Raw genomic sequence first — 22339 nt, 5'->3', positions numbered from 1 at the left:
GTTTCTACTGTTCCAGCATGTCCCGGTACTTGCGCATCTGGGCCAGCAGCTTCCACAGATCCGCCTCCCACTGGTGCCGGTAGGACTGGACGAAATAGGCCTGGCCCAGGTCCGGCTTGTCGCGCCGCTTGGCTTCCAGGAAAGCCTGCAGCCCCGGCGACCTGGCCGCGTAGGCCTTGGCGTAGGCGCGCACGAAAGCCCCCTGGGTTTTCAGGCCATCCCCCAGACCGCCGGCGGCATTGATGAAGCCCATGCACAGCAGGTTGTCGTGGTTGCGCGGCACCCCGTGCAGGAACAGGTCGGGTATGCCCGAACTGCTCCACTCCAGCAGCTGCGGGTCGAGGAAGGACAGGTCCCGCTCGTAGCCGGTGGAATAGAGGATCAGGTCCACCTCGGCGCTGCTGCCGTCCACGAAGCGCACTTCCTTGCCGGAGAAGGACGCCACGTCCCCCTTGGGCTCGATGTCCCCATGGCCGATGTAGTACAGCAGCAGGGAGTTCATCACCGGATGGGCCCCGTCCAGGGGGTGGTCGGGCTGGGGCAGGCCGTAGTCGGTGCCGTCGTAGCCGGCCAGCTTGAACACCTGCTCGATGTAGGCCAGGGTCTCTTCCTTGCTGCCGAACTTGCTGCCCAGTTCCATCATCCACTGGGGCGTGGGCTTGCCGGCCACGAACTTGGGCTGGTAGTAGTAGCCGCGCCGGGTGCTGTGCAGGACCTGGCTGGCCGCGTGGACCGCGTCCACGGCGATGTCGCAGCCGGTGTTGCCGCCGCCGATGATCAGCACCCGCTTGCCGCGCAGCTGGTCCGGGGATTTGTAATCGACACTGTGCAGCACCTCGCCGGTGAACTGGCCGGGATAGGCCCGTTCCGGGTAGTGGGGCTTGTTCTGCAGGCCGTTGCAGATCACCACCAGGGGATACCAGGCGCTCTGGCCCTCGCCCCAGTGCAGACGCCAGCCGCCGTTTTCCGGCTCCAGGCGCTGGATCCGGGCATTGAACACGGCATGGTCATAGACGCCGAAGTGGCGGGCATAGCTGCGGATGTAGTCGAGCATCTGCCGGTGGTTGGGATAGACCGGAAAATCCTCCGGCATGGGAAAGTCCTGGACCTGGGTGTTGAACTTGGGGGAAATCAGGTGCAGGGAAGGATAGGTGCGGCCGCAGGGGGCCTCCCCGTGCCAGACCCCGCCGAAATCGTCGCAAGCCTCGTAGATGTCGTAATCCACGCCCCCTTCGCCCAGTTCCCGGCCTACCCCTATGCCCGTGGGTCCGCCCCCGATCAGGGCCACTTTCATCGCTACGCTCATGGTTGTTGTTCCTCCCGTTCAGATCGCAATTCAGCCAGGGCTTCCAGCCGTTCGCCGAGCCAACCCGACAACGCCAGGCACGGCCTGCCCTCCAGGTCCTGCACCAACACCGACATGCCCGGAAGGTCACCCTCCCGGGACCACAACCAGATCCAGCCCGCTTCGGGACCGGCATCCGCAAACTGCAGGCTGGACAGGGCCAGGGGGAAGCGCGGGCCGGGCAGGCCCCGCTGCTCCTCGCCCCAGGCCACCAGCTGCCAGACGGCCTCCAGCAGCAGCCCCGGGGCGTTTTCCCCCGGGGGCCGGCTCCAGCGGCCCCGCCAGACTTGCGGCTCAGCCGCCCCCCGCCAGACGGCGCTGAGGCCCCGGGCCCAGGGCCGGGCCCGGCGGAATTCCAGGGTGGCCTCCTGGAGGCCGTCCCCGGCCGGGGCCTCGGGCCAGGGACCTGCGGCCCCGACACAACGGCCTGCCAGGCAGATTTCCCCGGCCTCGCTTTCCAGGCGGAACAGGCCCGACGCCGCCTGATAGTGCAGGCGCAGCGCCAGGGGACTGGCCCCGGGCACCAGGGGCCGGCCCCAGACCAGCTGTTCCAGGCGGGCGGCCGGCACCCCGGCTGCCGCCAGGGCGGCCCGCACCGGCTCCAGCCAGGCGGCACCGCCCACCCGGGCCAGACCCTCCACCAGGGTGAGGCCCAGCCCTGCCTCGTCTCCCCGCAGCAGTCCTGTCCAGGGGCCCCCGGCCGGGCCCTGCAGGCGGAAACCCGCGCTGCCGGCCGCCGGCTGCCGTGCGGGCGCCGCACTCAGCCAGTGCCGGTCCCGGGCAAAGGGATAGCCGGGCAGGCGCAGGCGGCGGCGGGCGGCGCTGCCGGGCAGGCGGCTCCAGTCCAGGGCCAGGCCCTGGACCCAGAGCCGGGCCAGGGGTTCGAGCCGGCCCCCGGCCAGCCATTTGTCCAGCAGTTCCCGGGCGTCCCCGTCCTCCGGGTCGAACAGCCCCGGGGCCCGGGGCCCGGCATTGCTCAGGATGCGCGCATCGGCGCGGCCGGCGGCCAGGGCGTCCAGGCATTCCAGCATGGCTTCCCGGCTGCTGACCACCCAGGCGGCCCGGCATTCGAAGGCCTGTCTGCCCTGCTGCAGGGTCCAGCAGCAGTCGGCCAGATCCAGTTCCGGATGGGCGCGCAGGTGCCGGGCCAGCTGCCCGGCCAGGGCGGCCAGCTGGGCGCTGCTGCGGGCCGAGAGGGGCAGCAGCAGTGGCACATCCCCGGCGGCCGGGGCCGACGCCGCCGGCCGGGGCCAGGCTTCCAGCACCAGGTGGGCGTTGGTGCCGCTGAAGCCGAAGGCGCTCACCGCCGCCCGCCGGGGAGTGCCCGGGGATTCGGGCCAGGGCTCCAGCCGGGTCTGGACCCGGAACGGGGTCTTGTCCAGATGCAGATGCTCGTTTTCCTGGTGGAAATGGATGCTCGGGGGCAGCTCGGCGTGCTCCAGGGCAAGCATGGCCTTCAGGGCACCGGCCACCCCGGCGGCGGCCAGCAGGTGGCCCACATTGCTCTTCACCGAGCCCAGGGCCACCCGGGTGCCCGCCGCCAGGGGGCCGAAACCGGCCTGCAGGCCCTCGATCTCGATGGGGTCTCCCAGAGGGGTGCCGGTGCCGTGGGCCTCCACCAGGCCTATGCTTTCCGGGGCAATGCCGAAGCGGCGGTAGACGCTGCGCAGCAGTTCGCCCTGGGCCAGGGGATTGGGGGCGGTGATGCCGTTGGTGCGCCCGTCCTGGTTGGTGCCCCAGCCCCGGATCACGGCCCGGATCGGGTCCCCGTCCCGGCGGGCGTCGGCGAGGCGCTTCAACAGCACCACGCCCACCCCTTCCCCGGGGACGAAGCCATTGGCGCCCTGGTCGAAGCTGTGGCAGCGGCCGTCCGGGGAGAGCATGCCCACCTTGCAGGTATCCACGTGCATGCGCGGCCCCAGCATCAGGCTGGCGCCCCCGGCCAGGGCCAGGTCCGTATTGCCCAGGCGCAGGCTGTCGCAGGCGCTGGCGATGGCCACCAGGGAGGTGGAACAGGCGGTGTCCAGGGCGATGGCGGGACCGCGCAGGTCCAGGAGGTAGGCCAGCCGGGCGGCCAGGATGGAACTGGCGCTGCCGCTCAGGCTGTAGGCATTGGTTTCCGGGATCAGGTCCCCGTAGCCGCTGTCGCCGCTGCCTACGAAGATGCCGCAGCGGCAGCCCGCCAGCCGGGAGGGATCGATGGCCCCGTCCTCCAGGGCCAGCCAGGCCTGCTCCAGGAACAGGCGCTGCTGGGGATCCATCAGCTCCGCCTCCCGGGCGGTGATGTTGAAGAAGGCCGCATCGAAGCGGTCCACGTCGGTCAGGGCCCCCATCCACTTGCTGTAGGACTTGCCGGGCGCCTGGGGATCCGGGTCGTAAAACTCCTCCAGGCGCCAGCGGCTGGGGGGCACTTCCTCGATGCAGTCACGCCCCTGGCGGATGTTGTCCCAGAAGGCCGCCAGGTCCCCGGCCTGAGGGAAGCGGCCGGCAGCGCCGATGATGGCGATGGCGTCCCCGTCCGCCGTCTCAGCCCCATCCGCCGCGCTTGGCAGGCGGGTGAGGGTATTCACAGTGGGGGCCGGGCTTGCCGGCGGCGGCGCCACCGGAAGCCCCGCCTCGGCCTGGACAACCACCGGGCCGGCGTCTGCCTCCCCTGCCCGCTCAGTTGTCCGCTCAGTTGTCCGCTCTGCTGCCTGTTCTGCTGCCCTTGCGGGCGCCGCAGCAGCCGGGCCGGCGGGCAGGCGTTCCTGCAGCTCCGCCAGCAGGGCTCCGACGCTGGGATGGGCATAGACGCAGGTGGCGGGCAGGTCCAGGCCCAGCCGGGCGTTCAGCTTGCGGATCCAGGTCACCGCCAGGATGGAATCCAGGCCCAGGGCCAGGAAGCTGCTGCCCTCGCCGATTTCCGCCGGGTCCAGCAGCAGTTCCTCGGCCAGGGTCTGCCGCAGCACCTGGCGCAGGGCCTGCCGGGCCGCGCCGCGCTCCTGAGCCGGCTCAGGTGTCACCTGAGGGACAGGCTCGGGGGCCGGCGGGGGCGGCACCGGTGCGCTGGCGGGCGGCGGGCTGGGCAGGCGGCCCAACAGCTCCGTCAGCAGGGCCCCGACGCTGGGATGGGCATAGACGCAGGTGGCGGGCAGATCCAGGCCCAGCCGGGCGTTCAGCTTGCGGATCCAGGTCACCGCCAGAATGGAATCCAGACCCAGGGCCAGGAAGCTGCTGCTTTCACTGATTTCCGCCGGGTCCAGCAGCAGTTCTTCGGCCAGGGTCTCCCGCAGGGCCCGATGCACGGCTTCCCGCCCCAGGGAGGGCGCAGGAGCCGGGGCCGGAGCCGGCGGCAGACCGGCGAAGTGCTGCTGGATGCGCTCCAGGACCAGGGGATTACCGATGAAGGTGGTGTCGTGCATGGCCAGTTCCTGTGCCAGTACTGCTTCCAGCCGCTGGCGCAGGGGCGCGGCGGCGGCGGCCTTGGCGGCCTCCAGATCGGCCCGGGACTGGCGGGCCAGCCGGTGGGCCAGGGCCAGGGCCAGGGGCAGCACCTGCTCCCGGGGCCGGGCGCTCAGGTCCGGGCAGCGCCCGGCCAGTTCCCGCCCCTTCCATTCCCGGGCGGAGAACAGCACCTCCCGGCCCAGGTCGTCCCCCAGACGGCGGGGAAACACCAGGGTGGCCCCGGCCCCGGGAGTGAAGCCGAACTGCAGGTAGTTGCTGTGATAGACGCTGTCGGCGGCGTACAGGGCCTGGTCGCAGAACAGGCCCAGGGACCAGCCGGCGCCGATGGCATGCCCCTGCATGGCGGCGATCACCGGCAGGGGAAATTCCAGGGGCAGGCTGTAGATGCGCTGGTCGGTGAAATGGCTGTCCCCCCGCTGCAGGCTTTCCAGCCCTTCCCGGGTGCCGCCGCAGGCGAAGTAGGCCCCGTGGCCGGTGAGCACCAGGACCTTGCAGCCGGGCAGGCGCTGCAAGCGGGCGAACACCTCCTCCAGACCGGCCATGAAGGCCGGGGTGAAGCAGTTGCGCTGCTCGCGCTCCTGCATCTGCAGCAGGGCCACCCCGTCCGGATACAGTTCCAGGCGCATCACCGGGGAATCCAGGGCGATGGGCTGGCCCTGCCCCCAGGCGGTGCTTTCCTCCGGCCCGGCGGGCCCGGCTGCAAGTTCCGCCGCGCCCAGGGCGGGGCCGGGCAGCCCCTCGGGCACCTGGGGCCCCCGGCGCATGTGGGCCTTGAGGGCCAGCAGGGCGCCCCGGGGCGCGGCCGCCACCTGGCGCGCCAGGGCCAGGGCCTGGCTTGCCTGCAGCCCCGGTTCCACGACCAGGGCGCCCCGGGCCAGGGTCCCGGCATCGATGTTTTCACCGCCAGCGGCCCCGCCCGGCAGGGGGCCGAAACGGCGGGCCAGCAGGACCAGAGTCAGGGGATCGGCGGCGGCCGGGCGGCGGTAGCTCCCCGCCCTGGCCAGCACCAGGAAATCCGCCCCGGCCGCCAGGGCCAGGCCTTGCGCCCCCGTGGGCGCAGCGATCACGGGCAAGGGGCAATCCAGCAGCAGGGCGGCGCCCGCATCCCGTTCATCCCCCTGCCAGTTGCCCTGCAGCAGCAGGACATGGACGTCGGGCGCGGCGGCTGCCTGCTGCAGCGCCTGGGCCAGGGCCGCCAGCAGGGGCTGGTCGAGGACCCCGTCCAGGAGCAGGCGGCGCACCCCTGCTTCATCCTCCAGGCGCTGCAGGGTTCCCCCCGGAGCCGCCGCAGCGCCCCCCAGGGGCGCCAGAGACACGGGACGCCAGACCGACGGCGCCGGCCCGGCTTCGTCCCAGGCCCGGACCGGGGCCAGACGGATGGGGAAGGCCGGCGCCGCTTGCCGGGGCGCTGCCGGCGCCAATCCGGGCGCTGCTTCAGGGATAGGCTCCAGGGCCAGCTCCCGGCGGCTGGGTCCGGAAACGGCGGCGGCCCGGCTGGCCGCAGCGGCGCCCGGGGCCGCGCCATCCTCCCCGGCTGCCTCCCCGGCAAACTCTACGCCTCGCGCGCTGCCGCCGGCAGCACTCCCTCCGCGCCCTGCCAAACCGCCCCTGCCCTGCCCGACCCAGTAGGACTTGCCCATGAAACGGGTGCCCGGCAGGGAAATGCGGCTGGGCGCCAGGTCCGCCAGGGCCAGGCCCGGCGCTTCGTCATCCCCGGCCAGGAAGGCCTGGGCCAGGGTTTCCAGGGCGGCCCGGTAACGCTCCGGCTCCGCTTCGATCAGCCGCCGCAGTTCTGGCAGATCGGGCCGTGCGGCCGGAGCCGGGCTGGCGCCCCGGACCCCCTCATGCACTCCGGCCGGGGCCTGCCCCTGCCGCCAGGCCAGCAGCGCTTCGGCCAGTTCCTTTGCCCCGGCGGCCAGCACCGCTAGCCGCTGTTCCCCGTGCCGCCGCCCCAGGGCCAGGGTGCTGGCCAGGGAGGCCGGCGCCACCGGCCGCTCCTGGAGCCAGGCGGCCAGGTCGTCGGCCTGCCCGGCCAGGGCCTCGGCCGAGATGGCCGAGAGGACGAACAGCCAGACCGGCCGCTGGACCTCCCGGACCGGCGAGGACGGGGCCTCCTGCAGCACCAGGTGGGCATTGGTGCCGCCGAAACCGAAGGAGCTGACCCCGGCCAGACGCGGCGCCCCGGGCCGGCGCGGCCAGGGCCGGAGCTGCCCGTTCAGGTAGAAGGGGCTGTGCTCCAGGTCCAGGGCCGGGTTGGGAGGACTGGCGTGCAGGGTGGGAGGAATCTCCTCGTGCCCCAGGGCCAGCAGCACCTTGACCAGGCCGGTGATGCCGGCCGCCGTGGTGGCATGGCCCAGGTTGGACTTGACCGATCCCAGGGCGCAGTAGCCCCGTGCCTCGCTCCAGCCCCGGAAGGCCCGGCTCAGGGCCTCGTGCTCGATGGGGTCGCCCAGGGGAGTGCCGGTGCCGTGGGCCTCCAGCAGTTCGATGCGGCCCGGGTCTATCCCGTACTGGCGGTACACCTGGCCCAGGAGCTGTTCCTGGGACTGGGCGCTGGGGGCGGTGATGCCGTTGGTGGCCCCGTCCTGGTTGATGCCGGTGGCGACGATCAGCCCGTGGATGGTGTCCCCGTCCGCCAGGGCTTGAGACAGGGGCCGCAGCAGCACGGCGGCCACGGCCTCCCCGGGCACGATGCCGTCGGCCCCGGCCCCGAAGGCGGCGCAGCGGCCGCTGGGGGAAAGCATCCGGGCCTGGTTGGCGTACAGGTAGAAACGGGGCGAGGACTGGATGAACACGCCCCCGGCCAGGGCCAGCTCCGATTCCCCCTGCCAGAGGCTGTGGCAGGCCAGGTGCACCGCCACCAGGGAGCTGGAACAGGCGGTATCCACGGCCACCGCCGGGCCCTTCAGGTTGAGGTAGTAGGCGATCCGGGCCGGGATCAGGGAGCAGGTATTGCCCCAGAAGGCCTGGCCCGGGGGCTGTTCCTGGAACAGCTCCTGGTAGTCCCCGTGGGCGCAGCCGACGAACACGCCGCAGGCCCGGCCGGCCATGTCCGCCCCGGCGTGGCCGGCATGCTCCAGGGTGCGCCAGGCCTCTTCCAGGAACAGGCGCTGCTGGGGGTCCATGTAGGTGGCTTCCAGCCCGGAGATGTTGAAGAAGCGGGCATCGAAGCGGTCCACCCCGTCGATGAAGCTGCCATGACCGCACCAGCTGCCCGGCGCCTGGCCCCGGTAATGGGGCGCCAGGTCGAAGCGGCTGACCGGCTGCACCAGGTCCCGGCCGGCCCGCAGATGCTGCCACAGGGCCTCGGGCCCCTCCGAGCCGGCAAAGCGGCCGCTGTAGCCGACGATGGCGATGGGCTCCCGCGGCCCGGCCGCCGCGCCGATGCTGACCACGGCGCCGCCCACGCTGGCCGGCACCTGGAGCGGCGCAGGCTCGCTGCTGCCCGTGACCACCGGAGCCTGCGCCTCCCCGGCCCCGACGGGGGGTTGGGCGCCACGCTGCTCCAGGAGGGCGGCCAGCTGCTCCAGATTCGGGTAATCGAACAGTTCGGTCTGCTGCAGGGACACCCCCAGGCGCTGGCGCAGGCGGTGCACCAGCTCGGCCCCGAGGATGGAATCCAGGCCGTAGTCGGCAAAGGAAAGCCGGGGATCGATGGCGGCCGGAGCCAGATTCAGGGTGGCCGCCAGGGTTTCCAGCAGCAGGCGGCGCAGGTCCCCGGCCGGAGCCTGCAGGGTCCGCGTTGCGGCGCCCGCTCCGGCCGCCGGCTGCGCCGGCCCGGCCACTGGTGCCGGGGCAGGCTGCAGAACAGAGGGTGCAGCGGACGAAGCAGCGGCCTGAACAACGGGCTGAGATGCGGACCTGGAAGCGGGCCGGCCAGGGCGGCGGGCGGCCCAGAGCTGCTGCCCCAGGGCCTGCTCGGCGGCCGGGCTGGCGGCCACCCATTCCAGCCCGGCGGCTTCCACCAGACGGTGCCAGCTGCCGGTTTCCAGGGCCGGGGCGCCGGGAATGCGGCATTCGGGATCGGTGAACCGCCACCAGCCTTCGAGCAGACCGAAGGTGAGGTGGGTGAACAGGGTGGCGCAGCTGGTCTCGTTGACCAGCAGCAGCCCTCCCGGGGCCAGCAGGGAACCCACCCGGGCCAGGGTGTCGGCCATGCTGCGGGTGGCGTGCAGGACATTGGCGGCGATCACCAGATCGTAGGCCCCGGTGGCCAGCCCCTGACGCTCCGGGTCCTGCTCCAGGTCGAACAGGGCGGTGCGCAGGTAGGGGGCGCCGGCCTGGAACTGGCGCTCCCCGTGGATCAGGAAGGCCCGGGACAGGTCCGTGTAGCAGTATTCGGCAATGCTGCCGGCCAGGGGCGCCAGGGCCTCCAGCACCTGCACCGTGGTGCCGCCGGTGCCGGCCCCCACTTCCAGGATGCGCAGACCGCCCTGCCCCTGCCGGGCCCCGACCCAGGCTGCCGCCGCCCGGGCCAGCTGCAGGCTGAAGCGGGCCGCCACGGGATTCTGCTTGTACACCGCCTCCACCTGCTCCAGGCGGCCCCCGGGGAACATCACCGCGGTGGCGGGCAGGCGGCCGGCGAGGATTTCCGGCAGGGCCGCGAGCACCCCGTCCACCAAGGCGGTCTGGGCCTGGGCCGGACCCGGCCGGGCCCGGTAGGCCTGCCAGGCGGCCCGGGCCGCGGCAGCCTCCCCGGACATGGCCCGGGGATGGGCGGCGAGCAGCCGCTCCAGGGCGGTGCGCCAGGCGGGCCAGGGGGCGGCGCTGCTCAGTTCCAGCCCCTGCAGCAGGGTTGGCACCAGGCGGGCCAGCTGCTGCTCCAGTTCCTGCTGGGCCGCCAGCAGGGTTTCCCGGCCCTCGGGCTCGTCCTGCAGCACCCGGGCCAGGGGCCCGCTGCCGGCGGGATCGGGCAGCCAGTAGGTCTCCCGGGCGAAGGGATAGGTGGGGGCGCTGCAGGGCCGGCCGGGCCGGGACCTGGGCAGACGGCGCCAATCCACGGGCAGGCCCTGGACCCAGAGCCCCAGGACCCGGGGCAGCTCCCCGGCTTCCAGCCAGCGCCCGGTGAGGGCCTGGATGTCCGGTTCCTGGGCCAGCAGGCCCAGGGTCCGGCGGCCTTCACCCACACTGCCGCGCCAGACCCGCTCCGGCTGTTCCCGGCCCGCCAGCCAGGCTTCCAGACGGGCCGCCAGATCGGCGGGGCTGTCAGCCAGAATCGCCAGGCGCTGTTCCATGGCCTCCCGGCCCAGCTGCAGGGTCCAGGCCAGATCCGTCAGGTCCACCGGGCCGGCCGCCGGGGCAGCGGCCCCGCCCGGCGGCAGGGCGGCCGCCAGGCTCCCGGCCACGGCGGCCAGGTCGCGCCAGCAGGCGGCCGCGGCCGGGTCCAGGGTCAGCCCGTAGCGTTGTTCCAGGGCCCGGCGCAGGGCCTGGCGCTGGACCGGGTCGAAGCCGTAGCTGTCCAGTTCCTCCCCGGGCTCCAGTTCTTCCGGGGCGACGCTGCAGAGCTCCCCGGCCAGCCGGGTCAGCTCGGGCAGCAGCCCCGCCGTCCCGGAATCCGCCGCCCCGACCGAAGCCGAGGCCAGGAAGGCGAGCAGCTGCCCGGCGGCGGCCCGCAGCCCCCGCTCGTCCCGGGCCGAGAGCAGGATGGCTTCCGGGCCGGCAGCCGTTGCAGGCGCCTCTGCCTGGGGCCAGGCCTCCAGCACCAGGTGGGCATTGGCGCCGCCGGCACCGAAGGAGGACACCCCGGCCAGCCAGGGGCGGCCGCTCCGGGGCCAGGGTTCGAGCCGGGTCTGCAGGCGGAAGGGGGCAGCCGCCCAGGGAATCAGGGGATTGAGGGTTTCCCCGTGCAGGCTGGGGGCCAGCTGCCCGTGGCGCATCTGCAGCAGCACCTTGGTGACCCCGGCGATGCCCGCCGCCGCTTCCAGGTGGCCGATCCCGGATTTCACCGAGCCCAGGGCGCAGCTGCCGGCCGGCAGGGGGCCGAAGGCCTGGCAGAGGCCGGTGAATTCGATCGGGTCCCCCAGCTCCGTGCCGGTACCGTGGGCCTCCAGGTAGCTGATCTGCTCCGGCGCCACCCCGGCCTGGGCCAGGGCCTCCCGGACCACCTGCCCCTGGGCCCCGGGACTGGGCACCGTGTAGCCGGCGGTCTTGCCGCCGTGGTTGATGGCGCTGCCCCGGATCAGGGCGTGGATGCGGTCTCCGTCCGCCAGGGCCCGGGACAGGGGCTTCAGCACCAGGCAGCCCACCCCTTCGCCGGGCACGAAGCCGTTGCCGCCCGCCCCGAAGCTGCGGCAGTGGCCGTCAGGGCTGAGCATGCGGGCAGCACACAGCTCCACGTACTGTTGCGGATGCAGGTAGAGGTTCACGCCCCCGGCCAGGGCCAGTTCGCACTCGCCCCGGCGCAGGTGGGCGCAGGCTTCGTGGATGGCCGTGAGGGAGGAGGAGCACATGGTATCCACGGGCAGGCTGGGGCCTTTCAGCCCCAGGTGGAAGGAAACCCGGTTGGCGACGCTGGCGAAGGAAGTGCCGGGGCGGATGCGGGCCCCGCCCTCTTCCACCCAGGCCGGATGCAGGCCGTAGCCCTGCTTGGTGACCCCCACGAACACCCCGACCCGGCTCCCGTGCTGGCTTTCCAGCCGCTCGCGGGAATAGGCGGCATCCTCGCAGGCGGCCCAGGCCTGCATCAGGAACAGGCGTTCCTGGGGATCCATGGCCGCCGCCTCCCGGGGGGAAATTCGGAAGAACAGGGGGTCGAAATCGGCAAAGCCCTCCAGGAAGCCGCCCCGGCGGCAGTAGCTCAGCCCCCGGGCCACGGCCAGGTCCGGGTCGGGCTCGAAGAAGTCCGCCAGGGACCAGCGCTCGGGGGGAATGTCGCCGATGCACTCGCGCCCGGCGGCCAGATTGGCCCAGAAGGCCTCCAGATTCCCGGCCCCCGGATAGCGGCCGCTGATGCCGATGATGGCGATGGGCTCCCCGGCCTGGGGCACCGGGATCGGGGACGGCGCCGGCAGGGCGGCGCTGATCCTGTCCGGCCCGGCCGCCGCTGCGGTTTCAGTGACAGTACCGGTCCAGGCCCGGCAGGCCTCGGGCTGGGCTGCGGCCAGATGGGCCGCCACCTGGGCCAGGCTGCGGTGCTCGAAGAACAGGGTCTGGGATAGCTGCTGGAAATGGCTCCCCAGGGCCTGGTTCAGGCGCTTGATCATGAGGGAGTCGATGCCGTACTGCTCCAGGGGTTCGCCGGGCTGGATGGCCGCCGCCGGCAACCCGGTCAGTTCCCCCAGCAGGGCCCCCAGGCGCCCTTCCACGGCCCGGACCAGGGCGGTGGCAGATGCCGCCGGCAGGGCTTCTGCCTGCGCCGCCTCCCGCCCGGGCAGCATTGGAGCCCCCCGGAAGAAGGCGCGCATGGCCTCCAGTTCTCCCCCCAGCACCGCCACCTGGGCGCGGCCGCTGGCCAGGCCGGCTTCCAGGGCTTCCAGGCCCGCCCCGGTCTCCAGGGGGCGCTGCCCCATGCGGGCGAAGAAGGCGGCTTCCCCGGCGGCATCCACCTGCATCCCGCCTTCGCGCCAGAGGGGCCAGTCCAGGGCCACCAGAGGCGCCCCCTGCTGTTCCGCCAGGGCATCCAGGAAACCGTTGGCCGCCGCGTAATCCACCTGGCCGGCATTGCCCACGGCCCCGGCCAGGGAGGAAAACAGCAGGAACACTTCCAGCGCCAGCCCCTGGCAGGCCTGCAGCAGGGCTTCGGCCCCCTGCACCTTGGGCGCCAGCACCGCCAGGAATTCTTCCGGCGTCTTGCGCAGCAGGCCCCGGTCCCGGTGGATGCCGGCGCAGTGGATCACCCCGTGCAGCCCCCCGTGCACGCTCCGGCAGTGCTGCACCAGGGCGGCCACGGCGGCCGGGTCGGCCGGATCAGCCATATCCACGGCCAGGTAGCTGGCCCGGACTCCCTGCTGCTGCAGCCGGGTCAGGGCCTGCTGCCGCTCCGGGTCCAGGGGACTGGCCCCGGCCAGCACCAGGGTGGCGCCCGGTGCCAGGCGGGCCACATGGGCCGCCACCTGGCGCCCCAGGGCCCCCAGCCCGCCGCTGATCAGATACACCCCATCGGCCCGCCAGCGGGACGCCGGGGCCGCCGGCCGGGCCAGTTCCTCCCAGCCGCGCACCTGACGGCCGGCCCCGTCGGGTCCCTCGTAACGCACCCGGCGATGCCGGCCGCCCCTGGCCTCGGCCCGCAGGCAGTCCAGCAGCTTGGCCTCCGGCCAGCCGGCCGGCAGTTCGAGCAATTGGCAGCTGAGGCGCGGATGTTCGGCCATGGCGCTGTCGAGCAGGGCCCCCAGTCCGGCGTACAAACGCCCTTCCCGGGTGGCGGGCAGGGCCAGCTGGAACAGCAGGTTGCCCCGGGGCTCACGCCCCAGGAACTGCTGCAGGGCCTCCAGGAGTCGGGCGGCCAGGGCGCTGTAGCAGGCCGCCGGACTGCCCGCCAGGACGGCCGGCGGCAGTACCTGGGGCGCGTTTTCGCCGGGCGCCAGGGCCAGGCCCCAGGCCAGCACCTGATGGGCCTGGAAGGCCGGCCCCGCCCCGGGTTCCAGGGCGGCCGCCGTCCAGCGGGGGGCGAACAACAGCACCCCGTCGGCACCGGATTCGCCGGCCGCCGCCTCGGGGCCGGGCAGCCAGTAACGGCTGTCGGCGAAAACCCGGGGCGGCAGGGGCTGGCGCCGGCGGCGGCCTTCACCCCGGTATTCCTCCAGCACCAGGTGGGCATTGCTGCCGCCGAAGCCGAAGCTGCTCACCCCGGCCCGGCGCGGCAGTTCCCGCCCGTCGGCATCCCGCCCCCGGGGCCAGGGCTGACGCTCCCGCACCAGGTGGAAGGGCGTGCCGCTCAGGTCGATGTAGGGGTTGATCCGGGCACAGTGGAGGGTGGGCGGCAGCTCCCCGGCCTCCAGGGCCAGCAGCACCTTGAGCACCCCGGCCAGGCCGGCCGCGGCTTCCAGATGGCCGATGCTGGACTTCACCGATCCCAGGCCGATGCGGGCCGGCGCGCCGCTGCCGGCCAGGGCCCCGTAGGCCAGCTTGAGGCCATTCACCTCCACCGGGTCCCCCAGGGGAGTGCCGGTGCCATGGGCTTCGATGTAGCCGATGCTGGCCGGATCGATGCCGGCCATGGCCCGCTGCACCAGTTCCGCCTGGGCCCGGGCGCTGGGAGCGGTCAGGGCCCCCGCGTGGCCGCCGTGGTTTTCGGCGCCGCCGGCCACCAGGCCCCAGATGGCGTCCCCGTCCCGCTCGGCAGCGGCGAGCTCCTTGAGCAGCAGCACCACCACCCCCTCGCCGCGCACATAGCCGTCGGCGGCGCTGGAAAAGCTGCGGCAGCGGCCGCCGGGGCTGAGCATGCCGGCCTGCCAGGGACCGGCGAAACCTTCCAGGGCCAGGGCCAGGTTCACCCCGGCCGCCAGGGCCATCTCGCTGCGGCCGCTGCGGATGCAGTCCACGGCCCGCAGCAGGGCCACCAGGGAGCTGGAGCAGGCGGTGTCCACCGCCTCGCTGGGGCCGTGCAGATTGAACTGCCAGGACAGGCGGTTGGCAGCCATGGCCAGGGAGTTGCCGGTGGCCACGTGGGCATCGGCGGGCACCCCCAGGTCCTGGAGCAGGCTGGCGTAATCCCGGCCGCTGATACCCACGAACACGCCGCAGTCGGCGGGCAGGTCCCCGGGCCGGTAACCCCCGTGCTCCATGGCCCGCCAGGCGGTTTCCAGCAGCAGCCGCTGCTGGGGGTCCAGGCGCTGGGCCTCGTGGGGAGAAGTCTTGAAGGCCGCCGCGTCGAAGCGGTCGATGTCGGCCAGGAAGCCCCCCAGGAGGGGGAAGCCGGCGGCCTCCATGCGGGCCCGGTAGGCGGCCGGATACCGCGCCAGGGGCAAGGGACCCACCAGGTCCCGGCCCTCCAGCAGGTGCTGGAAGAAGCTGGCCGCATCGGGGGAGCCGGGCAGGCGGGCGGCATAGGCCACGATGGCCACCTGCCGCCCGGCCGCCGGCGCCCCGGAGACGGCCAGGGCCGGAGCGGCAGGGAGAGGTTGCGTGGCCCCGGCCGCCGGGCCGGCGGCGGCGTCACCCGCAGCCGGATCGGCAACAGCCCTGGCGCCCCGGGCGGCGAGCCAGTCGGCCAGGGCGGCCAGGTGCTCGCATTCGTAGAAGATGGCCGGGCTCAGGTCGGTGCCATAGCCGGCATTGATCTCCCCGGTGAGCCGGGTGAGGGAGATGGAATCGAAGCCCAGATCGTGGAAGGAAGCACGGGGCTCGATCTGGGCCGGATCGAACTTGAGCAGCCCCGCCACCAGCTCACGCAAGCCCGGCAGCAGCGCCGCCCCGGGGGCCGGCGCGGGCGCTACAGCCGCTACGGCTGCCGTGGCAGGGGCTTGGGCTGCGGGGTTGGATGTGAGGTTGGGTGCGGGGCCGACTGCAGCGTTGGCAGGCATGCCGGCCGCCCCGGGCAGTTCCAGCTGCCGCCGGTCCGGGCTCAGGGCTGCCGCCCGGGCGGGCGCACTGCCCTGCCCGGTTTCCAGCCCCGCGCCTTGCCCCGCACCTTGTCCAACAACGGCGGCTGGAACTGGAACAGGGGTAAGTCCGGGGTCCGCCTCCAGGCGCCGGGGGGCTTCCAGGCCCAGGCCCCGGAGACTGGCCAGCTCCTGCCCGGCCTCGTCCAGCACCAGGACCTGCCAGTCCCCGGCGGCCTCGGGCTGCAGCAGCACCCAGGCTGCGCTCAGGGCGTCCGCCCCGGTCAGTTCCAGGGCCGCCAGCCGGCCCGGCTCCAGGAGCGGGCCCGTCTGGGCCAGGCAGAGGGCCTGCCAGATGCCGCCCAGCACCTGGGGCGGCAGGCTGAGCTGGCGTGGGAAATGGTCCTGGCGCGGCGGCTCCCGGCGCAGGGCGCCGAGCATGCCCCCCTGGGGCAGCCGCCACAGGCCCTGCAGCACTTCCTGGTAGGGGCCGAAACCCAGCTGCCGGGTCCCCAGGGCCCGGTAGAAAGCGGCCCGGTCCAGCTGTTCCAGGGCGGAGGCCTGCAAGGCGGCCAGGTCCTGCTGTCCGTGCCGGCCGGCCGGCGCCAGCAGCCGGGCCCGGGCGAAAACCTGGGCCGGCCCGTCCGCCGCCAGGGCCGTCAGCTGCACCAGGGGCTGGCCCGCCGCTTCCAGGACCCGGGCTTCCAGCAGCCGGCCGGGCTGCCATTCCAGGCCCAGGAGCCCCGCCTCCAGATCGGCCAGACCGCTGCCGGCGGGGAAACCCGCCGCCCGGGCCACGCCCAGGAGCATTTCCAGGACTGCCGTGGGCAGCAGCCGGGGCTGGCGGCTCTGGCTGTAGACGTAGTCCAGGAGCTCGTTCAGGTAGATGGAGGTGCGGTAACAAAGCCCGTGCCGGTCCGAATGGTTCTGGCCCACGAAGGGATGCAGCTTGAGGCCGGCCCCCAGGGGATGCAGCACCGAAGGGGCGTCGGGATATTCCTGGTACCAGCAGCGCACCGACTCGAAGGGATAGCTGGGCAGGGACAGGCGCTGCCGGGCGGCGGCCCCGGGCTGCTGCTCCCAGGGCACGGCCACCCCGGCGCACCACCAGGCGCCAAGTTCGGCCCAGCGGCCGGCGGCCAGGGCCTGGTCCACGGCCCCGGGGGCGGGCTGCAGGTCCCGCTCCAGGATGCTGGGCACGTATTCCAGACCGGCCACCGCCTCCCCGGCCAGGAAGGCCAGCAGATTCCGCCGGGCGCTGGCGGCATCCGCGGCTACCAGGGCCAGGCGGCAGGGCAGCTCGTTGCGCCCCACCTGCAGGGTCCAGGCCAGGTCGGCCAGTTCCACCTGCGGCTGCTGCTCCAGCCAGGCGCAGCAGCGCTCCAGGACGAGCCGCAGCCGCTCCGGGTTCATGGCCGAGAAGGGCAGCAGCACCGGACCGCCGGGCGCTGCCGGCGGCCGGCGGGGCGGCGCCTCTTCCAGGATCAGGTGCACGTTGATGCCGCCGGCACCGATGGAAGTGACCCCGGCCCGGAGCGGCAGCTCCCGCCCGGCGCCATCCTGACGCCGGCGCCAGGGCTCCAGCTGGCGCTGGACCCGGAACGGGGTGTCGGCAAAGGGAATGTTGGGGTTCAGGGTGTCGGCATGCAGGGAGGGCACCAGCTGGCCCCGCTGCATCTGCAGCAGCACCTTGACGATGCCCGGCAGGGCGGCGGCCCCGAGCAGGTGGGCCACGTTGGACTTGACGGTACCGATGGGACAGGTGAGCGCCTGGCCCATGGCCTTGCCGTAGACCTCGTTCAGGGCCCGGATCTCGATGGGGTCCCCCAGGGCGGTGCCGGAGCCATGCCCCTCGATGTAACCGATGCTGGCCGGATCCACCCCCGCATCGGCCAGGGCGGCGCCGATGGCAGCCGCCTGCTGGTGCGGGTTGGGCACGGTGAAGCCGTTGCGGATGCCGGCATTGCTGATGCCGCCGCCCTTGATCACGCCGTAGATGTGGTCCCCGTCCCGACGGGCGTCTTCCAGGCGCTTCAGCACCAGGGAGCCCACCCCTTCCCCGAGGATGGTGCCGTCCGCCCCCAGGCCGTAGCCCCGGATCACCTCGGCGGTCTTGCTGGTGAAGTGCTCCTGGGAGGTGGCGATCAGCTTCTGGGGATGCAGCAGCAGGCTGATGCCCCCGGCCAGGACCATGGGCACCCGGCCGGCGCGCAGCATGTGCACCGCCTCCAGCACGCAGGTGGCGGCGGCGGAGCACATGGTGTCGAGGAAGTAGGAAGGCCCGGTGAAGCCGTAGTAGTAGGACACCATGTTGGGCACGGTGCCCGTGTAGCTGCCGCTGGCCAGGGCGCCCCGCTGCAGCATGTTCTGGAAGCCGTACAGGTTGTAATCGTTGGTCATGGTGCCGACGATCACCGCCACCTGGCCCCCGTAGCGGCGCTGCAGGGTCTCCCGGGAATAGCCGGCGTCCTCGAAGGCCTCCACGGCGCTCTGCAGGAACAGCCGCACTTCCGGGGACATGAGCTCGGCTTCGGCCTGGGAGATGCGGAAATAGCGGGGATCGAAGCGGTCCAGGTGGTCCAGGAAGGCGCCGCTGCGCACCACGGTCTTGCCCAGCACGTCCCGTTCCGGATGCACCAGGCTGTCGTGGGCCCAGCGGCTTTCCGGCAGGGGCCGGAACTGGTGCCGGCCCTGGGCCAGCATGTCCCAGAAGCTGTCCTGGTCATCGGCCCCGGCCACGTGCAGGGAGAGGCCGACGATGGCGATGTCGTGGGCGTCCCCGGGCGTTTCCACCCGGGGGCCGGCATCGGTCTCGGGCTCCGGCTCAGGGCTGGCGGCAGGGGCCGGGGCCTCCGCCTCGCCGCCGGCAAACAGGGCCGCCAGGGCGGGGCCCTGCTCCGCCACCAGATGCCCGGCCACCCCGGCCAGGTCCACGTATTCGAAGAACAGGGTCTTGGACAGGGGGCCCAGGGCCTCCTCCATGCGCCCCGTCATTTCCACGATGACGATGGAGTCGAGGCCGTATTCCTCCAGGCGCCGCCGGGGATGGATCTTCTCCGGGGCCATCTGGATCAGCTCCCCGAGCAGGTCCCGCAGCCAGGCGATGGTGCGCGCCTCCAGGGCTTCCGGGCTGTCGGGAACAGGGGCGCTGCGCTGGGCCCCCGGGGCCGGGGCGGCGGCGGCCCGAAGCGGAGCGGGAGCAGCGCCGTAGCCCGCCAGGACCTGCTCCAGGCGCTCGGGGCGGCCGTAATGAACGGTGACGGCCGCCGGCCCCCGGGCTGCCAGGATGCGCTCCAGAGCCTCCAGGGCCCGGGCCGTGGGCAGGGGCGCGGAACCGAAACGGCGCTGCAGGGCGGCCCGGGTGGCGCCCTCCACCTGCATGCCCCCGGCCTCCCACAGGGGCCAGGCGATGGCGATGCGGCCGGCCCCCTCCCGAGCCCAGGCCTCCATCCAGGCATTGGCGGCGGCGTAGTCGCTCTGGCCCGGGTTACCCAAGGTGGCGGCGATGGAGGAGCAGAGGACGAAGAAATCCAGGGGCTGGTCCCGGGTGACCTGCTCCAGGTGCTGCAGCCCCAGAACCTTGGGGGCGAACACCGCGGCCAGGTCTCCGGGAGCCTTCTGCTGCAGGTAGCCGTCGCGCAGGATGCCGGCCCCGTGGATGACGCCGCGCAGGGGGCCCAGCTCGCGACTGATCCAGTCCGCCACCTGGCGCACCTGGGCGGCATCGGTGACATCGCAGGGGCGCTCATGGACCTGGCAGCGTCCGCCCGGTCCCGCCGTCCAGTCCCGGGGCGCTCCGCTGCGGCTGGAGAGCACCACATGGGCCGCGCCCCGCTCCGCCAGCCAGGCGGCAAAGTGCTGCCCCAGGCCGCCGGCGCCGCCGGTAACCCAGACCACGCCGGCCCCGGCGTAAGGGGTGGCCGGCGGCAATTCCAGGAGCCGGGGCCGGCAGACCCGGCGCTGGCCCTCAGGGTCGTAGTCGATCTCGCTGTAGCCATCCTCCCGGAGCGCTTCCGCCGCCAGCAGGCTTCCCACCTGGCCCGGCGTCAGGCCGGGGTCCAGGGTCAGCACCGCCCCGGACCAGCGGGGCTGCTCCGCCGCCAAAGAGCGCAGCAGGGCCCCCAGGGCCGCCGCCGCCCGGGGCTGCCAGCCCCGGGGCAGAAGGATCAGCCATTGCTGCCGCCCGGGCTCGGCCCGGGTGGCCAGCAGCCGCTGGCAGAGTGCTTCGCACCAGGCCTGGGCCGGGTCCTGGCCGGCGGGGACCGCAGGCAGGGCTTCCAGTTGCAAGTCCGGCCGCCCCGCCTCTTGCAACTGCTGCTGCCAGGCGGCGACGGAGGCGGCTGCGAAGCCCCCGTGCAGGACCCGGGTCCGGGGCCCTTCCCGGGCCGGGTCGGGGGGCGGCAGGGGCGCCGCCTCCCAGGTAGGGGCCGAGAACAGCAGTGCTTCCTGGCCGGCCTCGGGGGCCACCAGGCGCAGGGCCAGGTCCTGGAAGCGCAGCCTGACCCGCCCCTCCCCGTCCGCCAGGGTGATGCGCAGGCGGCGCAGGCCCTCCTGCCCCCCGTCCAGGGGCTGCAGCAGGGCCCAGAGCGTGTCCGTACAGGGGCCCAGCACCTCCACCTGGCGGCAGGAAAACGGCACGGCGGCGCCGGACAGGGGCCCTTCGGGCTCCAGGCCTATCCAGGGCTGGATCGCCGCATCCAGCAGGATGGGATGCAGGGCGTAGGCCCCCAGGGTGGGCCCCAGGCGCCGGGACAGCTTGAGGCGGGCCAGCAGGTGACCCTCGCCCCGGTACAGGGCCGTGACCGCCTGGAAGGAAGGGCCATGGTGCATGCCGGTGGCCGCCAGCCGGGCATAGAGGGCGGCGGGTTCCAGGGTCTGGGTGCCGGCGCGCCAGTGCGCCAGGTCCAGGAACGCCTCCTCCCCGGCCGCCAGGGGCCCCACCTGCCCTTGCACCAGCAATGCGTCCGGGTCTTCCTGGGTGGCGATCTCGAAGCCCAGCTTTTCCCCTTCCCGGGGACTGAGCCGGATTTCCAGCCGGGTGGGGGCCTCCCCGGCCTGGATGGGGCGGCGCCAGACCACCTGCTCCAGGCTGCAGGCCGGCTCCTGGGCCCGGCCGGCGGCCAGGGACCAGGCGGCCCGGGCCATCTCCAGGCAGACCACCCCGGGCAGCAGCTGGCGCTCGCCCACGTGGTGCTCGGCCCAGAAGAACTCGTTGCCCATGAAGCTGGAGCGGTAGCACTGCAGGCCCAGGCGGGACTGGTTGCGGTGCAGCAGGGGATGGGGGGCGGCGCCGTCGTCCCGGGGCCCCAGGGAGGCGTCCATCCAGTGGCGTTCCCGGGCGAAGGGATAGGTGGGCAGATGCAGGCGCCGGGCCGGAACGCCCTCGCTCAGGCTCTGCCAGTCCGTCGCCGTCAGGCCCTCCCCCGCCAGCCAGCGGGCCGCCAGCCGGGCGGCCGGGTCCGTCCCTGCCCCGGGCGTAAACAGCAGGGGGGAATCCATGCCCCGGACCAGGAAATCATCCAGGGCCGCACTGAGCGCCGGCAGGGAGTCCACCTGCCACAGGACCCGGGCCGCCAGGGCTTCGCGCCCCGCCTGCAGGGTCCAGGCCAGGTCCGCCAGGCTGAGGCCGGCATCCGCCTGGGCCAGCCAGTCCCGCAGCTGCGCCGCCAGGGCCGGCAGACGCCCGGCGTCCCGGGCCGACAGGGGCAGCAGCCAGGGGCCGGTCGCCAGGTCTGCTCCGGCTTCCCGGAGCGGCGCTTCTTCCAGCACCAGGTGGGCATTGCTGCCGCCAAAACCGAAGGCGCTCACCCCGGCCCGGCGCGGCCGGCCGGGCTGCCGGGGCCAGGGACTGGCCTGCTGCTGGATGCGGAAGGGGCTGCCTTCCAGGTCGATCAAGGGATTCAGCGCGGCGAAATCCACATTGGCCGGCAGGCACTCGTGCCCCAGGGCCGCCAGCACCTTGACCACCCCGGCCACCCCGGCCGCCCCTTCCAGGTGGCCGATATTGGTCTTCACCGAGCCGATGCCGCAGCTGCCGGGCCGGGGCTGGCTGCCCGCCTCCTGGTGCAGCCGGGCGAAGGCCTCCTTGAGGCCGCTGATCTCGATGGGGTCCCCCAGGGGGGTGCCGGTGCCGTGGGCCTCGATGTAGTCGATGCTCTCGGGCCCCAGTCCCGCGTCCTTCAGGGTGCTGGCGATCAGCTCCGCCTGGGCCCGGGGATTGGTGACCGTGAGGGAATTGGTGCGCCCCCCGTGGTTGACGCCGCTGGCCCGGATCACCCCGCGGATCGGGTCCCCGTCCGCCAGGGCCTGGTCCAGGGGCTTGAGCAGCAGCATGGCGCCGCCCTCGCCGCGCACGTAACCGTCGGCCCGGGCATCGAAGGCCCGGCTGGCCCCTTCCCGGGAGAGCATGCCGTTCCTGGAGAAGGTGACGAAGTGGTTGGGGGACCAGATCAGGTTCACGCCCCCTGCCAGAGCCTGGGTGCAGCGGCCCTCCTGGAGGGCGGTCACGGCTTCGTGGATGGAGGTGAGGGAGGCGGCGCAGGCGGTGTCATTGGTGACGCTGGGGCCGCGCAGGTCGAAGAAGTGGGACACCCGGTTGGCGATGATGGAAAAGGCGATGCCCGTGGGCGCATAGGCATCCAGCCGGGTCAGGTGCTTTTCCAGCAGCTCGGCGTAATCCCAGTGGCACACCCCCATGAACACCCCGGTATTGCTGCCGGCCAGGGCGCTGGCCGGACAGGCGGCATCCTCGATGGCCTGCCAGGCCAGCTCCAGGGCGAAGCGCTGCTGGGGGTCCATCCAGGCCGCTTCCCGGGGGGAGATGTTGAAGAAGGCGGCGTCAAAGGCATCCGCGTCGGCCAGGAAGCCGCCCCGGATGCGGCCGCCCGGCCCGCCCCGGGCCAGCTCCGCTTCCAGGGCCCGGCTGTCCCAGCGCCGAGCCGGCACTTCGCTGATCAGGGAGCGGCCGGCGGCCAGATGCCCCCAGAACTGCTCCAGGGAGTCGGCGCCGGGCAGACGCACCCCGACGCCGATGATGGCGATGGCTTCCCGCTCCGGCGACCGGCGCACGGCT

The 22339-nt window shown here is 73.5% G+C and carries 2 protein-coding genes; both read right to left on the bottom strand.

What is annotated here, in order from left to right; translation table 11 throughout:
- Positions 1-4 precede the first annotated feature (4 nt).
- Positions 5-1306 carry a flavin-containing monooxygenase gene (locus G474_RS0105815; protein WP_026686153.1) on the bottom strand — a complete coding sequence of 434 codons (1302 nt, stop codon included), beginning with the start codon at positions 1304-1306 and terminating at the stop codon, positions 5-7.
- Positions 1303-22335: an SDR family NAD(P)-dependent oxidoreductase gene (locus G474_RS24400; protein ID WP_026686152.1), complete on the bottom strand. Its 21033-nt coding sequence runs from the start codon at positions 22333-22335 to the stop codon at positions 1303-1305. Before G474_RS24400 ends, G474_RS0105815 begins: the two co-directional genes overlap by 4 nt.
- Positions 22336-22339 lie beyond the last annotated feature (4 nt).

The sequence above is a fragment of the Azovibrio restrictus DSM 23866 genome, assembly GCF_000429665.1.
GTDB lineage: Bacteria > Pseudomonadota > Gammaproteobacteria > Burkholderiales > Rhodocyclaceae > Azovibrio > Azovibrio restrictus.
Note: the sequence above shows the minus strand (reverse complement) of the source record. Positions and strands in the feature narration are given on the sequence as shown.